Origin of the sequence: Acinetobacter sp. WCHAc060025, from assembly GCF_004209355.1 — a bacterium.
Taxonomy (GTDB): Bacteria; Pseudomonadota; Gammaproteobacteria; order Pseudomonadales; family Moraxellaceae; genus Acinetobacter; species Acinetobacter wuhouensis.
Map to the genome: position 1 here is coordinate 1 of NZ_SGSX01000041.1, position 7511 is coordinate 7511.

Here is a 7511-nt window from a genome sequence, read left to right on the forward strand (position 1 = left end):
CCCTTGCAGGGTGTACGTTGGAACAATTTATTGTTATAAAAAATTAGGTTTATCGACCCTTGCAAGGTGTACGTTGGAACAATTTATTGTTATAAAAAATTAGGTTTATCGACCCTTGAAAGGTATACGTTGGAACAATTTATTGTTATAAAAAAATTAGTTTTATCAATACTTTACAAACTTTATGTTTGAATTATTTAGGATTTAATCCCGCTTTTTCAAAATAGGGAACTAATTTTTTTTGCTGTTCTGGATCTTTTAAAATGCTTTTTAATTTAGAATAAAATTCCTCATAAGACATACCTTCGTCTGCTAAATGTCCAAGTTCGGGTAAATGCGCTAGCTTTTTTGCAAATAGGTCTAGTTGCGATTCAGTGAGCTTATAAAACTCAGTTTTTTCAACTAATTTTTCTTTTACGTTTTTATTATTTTTAAATTTAAAGGTAAAGCTAAAGCCTGTAATTTTTCGTCCAGATTTATGCTGTTCATATTTCGCTATGATGTCTGTAAATTGATTAATTTGTTTTAAAGCAAAATCTAAGACAAATTGTTTAAAATTGCACATAGTCTTATATTGCCCATCTTCAACACCAAGTTGGTTTCTAAAGACATGTAAATCAAAAGTTGGAGTTTTCCCTAGAGATCTCCATTGAATTAATAACTCGTATAACCGAATAGCGTAAGAGCTAGTTAACCTTGAAACCTGCTGCAGTTCATATTTTGTGAAATTTTCTTCCAGACGAGTTATGAGTGGAACAATGTCTTGTGTAAATCGTAGGAAAACGATTCCAGATTGAGGTTCATATCCAATTTTGTCGACCCAGCGGCAGTGAAAGCTACGGTCTTTATCAGTCTTAGGATTAATATCATGGTATGTGACATAGCGATCAAATAAGCTTTTAGATGCATCTCGAAGTACGGTATAGGCAGTATGTTTCTCGACATTAAAGGTATTTATATAGCTACTCGCATGTACTTGTAGAAGGCTATTTTCAGTTATCCCATGTCCTGTTTCTCGAGCTTCAGCAATAGCTAATAAGATCAGTCTTTGTTCAACTGTATCTAAGGTATAGCTAGCCTGAATTAAAGCATTATCCTTTACGATTAATTCACTCATTTCTAATAATAAATTTACAATTAAACTAGGTTGTACAATAGACTATTTTAATGGACTTGTAAATCAACCTAGTTTTAAGGTCGATAAACCTAGTTTTATGGGTCGATAAACCTAGTTTTAAGGTCGATAAACCTAGTTTTATGGGTCGATAAACCTAGTTTTGTTCAGTCTGGAACCCTTAAAAATAAAGGATTACAGCTTACTTAAAAGCATTTAAAAAATTTTAAAAACAATTAAAAGCCTTTTTCATTAAAAAATTGCCCCGATGAATCGAGCGAAAGCGAGATTCATCGGGGCAATTTTTACTACATATTTACGTGACTTTGAGAAAAAGCAAAAACAAAAGCAAAGCAACTCGGAATTCGCTTCGCTCATGAGTTTTTTGCTCGCTACGCTCGATCTGAAATCAAAATTGAAAAGTTCGCACCCATACGGGATGCTCTGCAATGCACGTGATTAATAGATAAAAAGCTTGTAATCAGAGAAAGGGATAAGCAAATTTTCTCAGTTCGCTCGTAGACACTCGCTCTGTTTATCGACTCATGCCACGAGATTTCATTTTAGGTGCATGCAGCTGTGCTTTGAGTTTTATCTGTTGTTCTGCTTTGATTTCATCCACACATTTTTTAATGGCGCGTTAGGATCGGTATAGATTCTGGTACTACTTCCAGGCATGTTCCCTGAAGGCTTCTTTTTCCAGTAATTCCTTCACACCACTTTTTTTCTGCTGCTCATGCTGGCCTTTTAGTTGCTTGTACTCCTGATAAAGTGCATCACGTTGTGCTTCCCAAGCTTTTTTCCCAAATAATAACAGCTTGTTCTGGCCTAATTCATTGTGTTGATCGACCAGGCTTTGCAATTTGGCCTGACTTTGCTGGAGTCCGCTTTTCACGATCTTTTGGGCGAGCTGCTGATTGAACTCGTTTTCGTGGTTTTGCTGCTTGCTCAGGGTATTTTTGACCTTCTCCAGATGATTCTGCATGAAATCCAGCTCTAGATTCGCATCTTTTACGTTGATTTCGCCTTTTAGCAGTTGAATGAGGGTTTCCCTCTGTTTTTCCTCAAACAGGGCTTTTTCGTCAATTGGTGGTGTTTTAGCGCTATGTTTGATTTAAACCTGCTGTTCTGTTTTCAGTTTGCTGAGTTTTATTTCATTTTCAGCAATCAGCATGTCCATATTTCTGCCATATTGCAGCTGTGCCTGATTTCTTTGTTTGATCTAATCATTGCTACGGCTGATTTCGGTTTCAATACCTTGTCTGCGTAGCTCGGTCACTTTCGGTCCTTCGTGCAGGGGGACTTCCAGACCATTTTTCTGGTCTTTGTAGCTGTGGTGGTCGACCTGGGAAGTGGATCCGGCCATGTCGAGATGGATATTGCAGATATCGGCAAAGTGTTCGCGCCAGTGCTCGATTTCTCCACTGTATCTTTGATCCAGTTCCCGGGTTTTGACGGTGAAACGGACATTTCTATTTTGGATTTACAGATGAACTGCGCATAACGCCCATTATGTTAAATTGAAGAAGAGGAAAGGCTAAAAAGTCAAAATTAATACATATTTGACTTTTTGAAAAATAATTATTTGACTTTAATGTTAGTCGTGATATTCTTATTTCTATATTAAATAGGAGATGGTTCATGAAATTAACTAATCACTCTGTTCAAAGAATGAAACAACGCAATATTAATCAAGAAATGATAATGCTAGCCAATATTTTTGGGGAACCAAGTAATAAAGGCGAAAAAATTATCTTAAAAAGAAAAGATATTCATAGAATTATGAAGGTATTAGAAGTTTTAGAAAGACGTGGTGGAATTACTATAGTTGATGATCAAGATACTTTAATAACTACTTACTTTAATGATTCATTTAATCGAAAATTAAAGTCAAATAGTGACTTTAATTTTATTTAAATAGATAAAGGAAGAAGATATGCCACTTAAGATAAACACTGAAGCATTTGCAAAGGTGCCTGAAAATTTAGTTGATCCAGCTAAGCCTAATATTAAGAAGTACAACATTCGTGTGCATAAGACGGATCTAGCTGTTTTAGATGCTTTGGCTACACGAGATGGGATTTCAAGATCTCAATTACTTAATCAGCTTGTAGAAGCAATTCTACTGAATAGTTTATTTAGCTTAGATACACGTGCTGGATATTATGTTGCAAACTCTGCTAATAAACTAGCGAATATTCCACCAAAAGAAGGGTGGGTATTGGATTTAGCAAATAAACATTTCTCAGCAGTTTATGAATTGAAATCACGTTGTGATTATGAAGATACCTGTTCAGAAGAACCTACTGATCGAGATCAGATTCATGAAAAATTATCTCAAGCAGTTAAAGATGGAAAATTAGGAAAAGTTTAATGGCTACATTAAGAGAAAAATTGAAAGATACTTTGGCTGAAAGTAACACAACAATTTATGAAACGGTATCTCTCCGGGTTCCTAGTAAAATTGCTGGGATGATAGATATTATGTCTGTCATTATGAAGACCCCTGTTGCATCCCTTTTAACTGACGATATTACTGAGGCATTGGTTCACGAGTTACTATCTGATTCTAGAAATATTGAATTAATCAACGAACTATATCTTAAAGATAGCACGCTTCTTTCTGGAGGATGTTTGCAAGTTCTTGAACAAAATGAAGTTTTAGAAGTAGAATTTGGCGGATTAGCTTTCCCTAAAAGAAACGTCAATTGACAAAAAGTCAATAATGGTCATTTTTTTGATAATTATGTAGCAAGAGTTTTATGTATATAACTAACTTTAATCTAAATCGAATCACCAAAAGAATCGATATAGATGAGCAGCTTATATCGGATATTTTTAAAAATATTGATATTAATTCATGTTTATCACGTGAAGAAAGAGAAGATCTTCAAAAGGCCGCTACTTTTTTTAAAAAAAGTGTATTAGGTGTAAAAATTGAATTTCATCCTATCGAAGCAATTAAGGATACCGGTACTTGGTTGAATGAACATAATACTGCTGCGTTTCATTTGAATGCAGATTGTCCTAGGTTGAATGCTAAATGGGTAAACTTTTATCTTCCAGAAGAAGTGAGGAATAAAGGTAAGGCTGCAATAGATAGGTTTAGAAAATTAGTTAAATCTAAGATGACTGAAGATGGAACTATAGCTGATGAAAGTTTCATTATTTTTCTTAAAACTGAATTCGGGATAGCAGATCTTAATTTTGGTCGGATAGAAAAAGATAACTCTAGTTCAGTAAACTTCTCTGATGAAATTGAAAAATTATCTTTAGATGAGATTAAGGCACAAATAGATTATTTATTTGAACAGATTTCAAATTTTCCAATGAAGTCTGAGCTACATAAAAAAATTTATGACCTACGTTATTGGGATTCATCTAAATTAAAGCGAATTGAGAAAAATAGACCTTTAGAGGAAAAAAACTTAGCAGAGGAGTTTGCTACTCTAAAAAGTAGGCTTATTGCTGCAACTATGCTTTTCTCAAAGAAAGTGAATAATTTTGATCAAGAAGCTTTAGAAGAGGAAGTTTTGTTAGCATTAAATTTTAAAAAGTGTTCAGAATGCTTTAAGGCTCACTAATTTAAAGTTTATCTAAAATTAACATAATACACCTTATACGAAATGCGTTATAATTCTCTTTAGAAATCAATGCTGTAGTTTCTAGTTGATAGCCCATCTTCCCCAAGGTGGGCTTTTTTTATGATTTTTCACGTTCCACGCTTATTATTTAATCAAAAGACCTCTTGCGAAAGTATAGTTTATCTAATTTTTGAATTGGCTAAAACCTCATAAAATATAGCTTTTGGCTGCTTAAAATTTGACTAACGCAAGAATTCTAAAGTTTCTCAACTTTGATTAGCTCAAATAAATACCATTTCTCTTTTTCTAGGTCTCTTTAAATCACGAATTATGTAACTATAGAGTATACCCTATTGTTATATAATAATACACCCTAAAAACCCTATAACAATAGGGTTGTTTTGTTAATCTAATGTGATATAACATTGAGGTTATCTAATTTTGTTATACTGGTTATGGAAAAAGAAAATTTAGATATTGAAGATCAAATTAAAAACACACCCTTTCAAAGAGTGGGGTATATCCGTGTATCCACTAAAGACCAAAACCCTGAAAGACAGCTCCATGATCTACCCTTTGAGCTAGATAAAACTTTTATTGATCATTTTAGCGGAAAGACTGCCAAACGCCCTGCACTTCAGGAAATGTTCGATTATGTCCGTAGTGGGGACATTGTGTACGCTCATGATGTTTTTAGATTGGCACGTAGCTTGATTGACCTTGTAACCATTGTTCAAAAGCTAAATAAAAAAGGAGTGTCTGTTCATATTGTCAAAAATAACCTGAACTTTACCCCCAATTCAGATGACAAGTTCGATAAGTTTCAACTCCATGTATTAGGCGCTGTAGCTGAACTTGAAAGGGGTATTATTAGTGAGAATCAAGCAGAGGGAATTAAATTAGCTAAAAAAAAGAAAGGTAAATACAAGGGAAGATCGCCTGCGATTACAGAAGAAAAACTAAAAGAGTTAATTCATACCCTTAAAAATAAGGACGATTCATACCCTTTCACTCAAATAGCTAAAGATTATGGTGTTAGTTATATGACTTTAATTCGATATAGGAAAAAGTATGCAAAACAAATTAACGCCCAGTCTGATTGACCTTTTTGACAATTTTCTCGCACTCATAACAAAAAATAAAGGAAAATTTTAAGATCAATTGGATTTAAGATATACAACAATTATGTTTAAACCTATATAAGAAAACACATTAAGCTTCTTTTATAAGGCATTTTTAAAATGATAATTCAACATAAAAGTCGGCAGAGTAAAACTTGAAGTGCGACATAAACCACCTAATTAATTTAAAGGGTTTATGGAGTATATAAAACAGCATCATCCGCATCGACGAACAAACCGACCATGGCGATCTGGCCAGCTGCGCGCGATGTCAAAGCGCCCGCGACATTCGACGTAACCGCACGGGGCGACGCTGGATAGAACACCAACCCGGCATAGTCCGCCCGCGCCGCGATGGTCGCATCGAGCGCCTCGGGTGTGCTGATCCCGCAAATCTTGATTTTCGCGGGCATGCGGTCAGTCGGGGTTCTGGATCAGCCGCACCAGCGTGCAGTCGGGATCGATCAGGTAGCCGATCCTCAGGCCGCTCGCCTCCAGTTGCGGAGCTTTGAAGCGCGGCCAGCCGGTGCTTTTTTCCTCGGCTCCCGCCGCGTTCACCAATGCCACCATGGCATCGAGATCATCCAACCGCAGGCAACAGCCGAACGAGCTCGTAGCTGGGTCGAGGTCAGGATAGGGGAAGAATTCGAGCTGCAAACCGCCGCGCTGCAGGATCATCCAGCCGCGATCCTTCCAACTCGTCGCAAAGCCCAGCTTCGCATAAAACGCCTCTGTCACATCGAAATCGCGCGATGGCAGATTGGGGGTGACGTGGTCAGCCATGGCTCAGCGCAGCTTGTCGGCCATGCGGGCCGTATGAGTGATTGCGGCGCGGCTATCGGGGGCGGAATGGCTCATCACGATCATGCTGGCCTTGGGGAACGCCGCACCAAACGCGCGCGCTGACGCGGCGTAGTGCTCAGTGTCGGCATCACCGAGATTGCCGAGCGACTTGGCCTTGCTGTCCTTGATCAGGCAGCCACCAAAAGCGATGTCGGTGCCGTCGATCCCAACGGTGATATTGTCACTGGTGTGGCCGGGGCCGGGGTAAAATACCTTGAGCGGGCCAAAGTTGGGCGCGGTTGCTGGTTCGACCCAGCCATTGGCGGCGAAAGTCAGGCTGTGTTGCGCCGCAACCATCCCCTCTTGCGGGGCAAGCTGGTTCGACAACGCATTGGCATAAGTCGCAATCCCCGCCGCATGCAGCGCGTCCATACCGCCCATCTTGTCCTGATGCGCGTGAGTCACCACCGCCAGCGCGACCGGCAGGTTGATCTCCTGCTTGATCCAGTTGAGGATCTGGGCGGTCTGGTCATCGGTCCAGGCGGTATCGACCACCAGCACGCGGCCGCCATCCCTGACGATCAAACCGTTGGAAGCGACTGCCCCGAAACCCGGCATGTCGAGATAGGAAGTGTGCTGCCAGACATTCGGTGCGAGCTGGCGGAAAACCAGATCGCCAAACCGTTGGTCGCCAGTTTCCATTTGCTGGCCAATCGTCGGGCGGATTTCACCGGGCATGCACCCGCTCAGCATCAATGCAGCGGCTAATGCGGTGCTCAGCTTCGCGACCGGGTGCATAATATTGGGCAATTCCATCAAGTTTTCCTTTTATTCAGCATTAAAAACCCCGCAAATGCGAGGCCTAGTAAATAGATGATCTTAATTTGGTTCACTGTAGCAAAAATATGG

General features: G+C 38.9%; 9 protein-coding genes and 1 pseudogene. 5 read left to right on the top strand and 5 right to left on the bottom strand.

The genetic code is table 11. From position 1 onward, the window contains the following. Positions 1–193 precede the first annotated feature (193 nt). Both repM and EXE09_RS18225 read right to left on the bottom strand, forming a co-directional pair. Positions 194–1117, bottom strand: a complete 924-nt coding sequence (repM, locus tag EXE09_RS18220; protein WP_130118205.1) for a replication initiation protein RepM — start codon at positions 1115–1117, stop codon at positions 194–196. A gap of 532 nt (positions 1118–1649) precedes the next feature. Next, a pseudogene (locus EXE09_RS18225) lies at positions 1650–2576 on the bottom strand (MobA/MobL family protein); the annotation flags it as partial. A gap of 179 nt (positions 2577–2755) precedes the next feature. Here EXE09_RS18225 and EXE09_RS18230 point away from each other — a divergent pair. From EXE09_RS18230 to EXE09_RS18250, 5 genes are all read left to right on the top strand, one after another. Further along, on the top strand, positions 2756–3031 hold the full coding sequence (locus EXE09_RS18230; RefSeq protein WP_130118206.1) for a DUF4258 domain-containing protein: 276 nt from the start codon (positions 2756–2758) through the stop codon (positions 3029–3031). 19 nt (positions 3032–3050) lie between these two features. Then, the gene (locus tag EXE09_RS18235) at positions 3051–3488 is read left to right on the top strand and encodes a hypothetical protein (RefSeq protein WP_130118207.1); all 438 of its coding nucleotides are present in this window, start codon (positions 3051–3053) and stop codon (positions 3486–3488) included. Continuing rightward, positions 3488–3826: a hypothetical protein gene (locus EXE09_RS18240; protein WP_130118208.1), complete on the top strand. Its 339-nt coding sequence runs from the start codon at positions 3488–3490 to the stop codon at positions 3824–3826. The genes EXE09_RS18235 and EXE09_RS18240 overlap by 1 nt, the downstream gene beginning before the upstream one ends. A gap of 50 nt (positions 3827–3876) precedes the next feature. Continuing rightward, positions 3877–4698, top strand: coding sequence for a hypothetical protein (locus EXE09_RS18245; protein ID WP_130118209.1), 822 nt, complete (start codon positions 3877–3879; stop codon positions 4696–4698). A 455-nt stretch (positions 4699–5153) separates the two neighbouring features. Beyond that, positions 5154–5801, top strand: a complete 648-nt coding sequence (locus EXE09_RS18250; protein ID WP_004993315.1) for a recombinase family protein — start codon at positions 5154–5156, stop codon at positions 5799–5801. Positions 5802–6013: 212 nt separating this feature from the next. On the opposite strand, the gene EXE09_RS18255 is transcribed toward EXE09_RS18250, so the two are convergent. From EXE09_RS18255 to EXE09_RS18265, 3 genes are read right to left on the bottom strand one after another with little or no spacing between them, the layout of a single operon-like run. Beyond that, complete coding sequence (locus EXE09_RS18255) at positions 6014–6232, bottom strand: hypothetical protein (RefSeq protein ID WP_069120563.1); 219 nt, start codon at positions 6230–6232, stop codon at positions 6014–6016. A 4-nt stretch (positions 6233–6236) separates the two neighbouring features. Next, the gene (gene ble / locus EXE09_RS18260) at positions 6237–6602 is read right to left on the bottom strand and encodes a bleomycin binding protein Ble-MBL (protein WP_004201167.1); all 366 of its coding nucleotides are present in this window, start codon (positions 6600–6602) and stop codon (positions 6237–6239) included. A 3-nt stretch (positions 6603–6605) separates the two neighbouring features. Continuing rightward, positions 6606–7418, bottom strand: a complete 813-nt coding sequence (locus tag EXE09_RS18265) for a subclass B1 metallo-beta-lactamase NDM-1 (RefSeq protein ID WP_004201164.1) — start codon at positions 7416–7418, stop codon at positions 6606–6608. Positions 7419–7511 lie beyond the last annotated feature (93 nt).

What these genes read in the sequence shown, in the direction of transcription:
- repM (WP_130118205.1), bottom strand. Translation starts at nt 1,117, where the DNA reads ATGAGTGAATTAATCGTAAAGGATAATGCTTTAATTCAGGCTAGCTAT.
- EXE09_RS18230 (WP_130118206.1), top strand. Translation starts at nt 2,756, where the DNA reads ATGAAATTAACTAATCACTCTGTTCAAAGAATGAAACAACGCAATATT.
- EXE09_RS18235 (WP_130118207.1), top strand. Translation starts at nt 3,051, where the DNA reads ATGCCACTTAAGATAAACACTGAAGCATTTGCAAAGGTGCCTGAAAAT.
- EXE09_RS18240 (WP_130118208.1), top strand. Translation starts at nt 3,488, where the DNA reads ATGGCTACATTAAGAGAAAAATTGAAAGATACTTTGGCTGAAAGTAAC.
- EXE09_RS18245 (WP_130118209.1), top strand. Translation starts at nt 3,877, where the DNA reads ATGTATATAACTAACTTTAATCTAAATCGAATCACCAAAAGAATCGAT.
- EXE09_RS18250 (WP_004993315.1), top strand. Translation starts at nt 5,154, where the DNA reads ATGGAAAAAGAAAATTTAGATATTGAAGATCAAATTAAAAACACACCC.
- EXE09_RS18255 (WP_069120563.1), bottom strand. Translation starts at nt 6,232, where the DNA reads ATGCCCGCGAAAATCAAGATTTGCGGGATCAGCACACCCGAGGCGCTC.
- ble (WP_004201167.1), bottom strand. Translation starts at nt 6,602, where the DNA reads ATGGCTGACCACGTCACCCCCAATCTGCCATCGCGCGATTTCGATGTG.
- EXE09_RS18265 (WP_004201164.1), bottom strand. Translation starts at nt 7,418, where the DNA reads ATGGAATTGCCCAATATTATGCACCCGGTCGCGAAGCTGAGCACCGCA.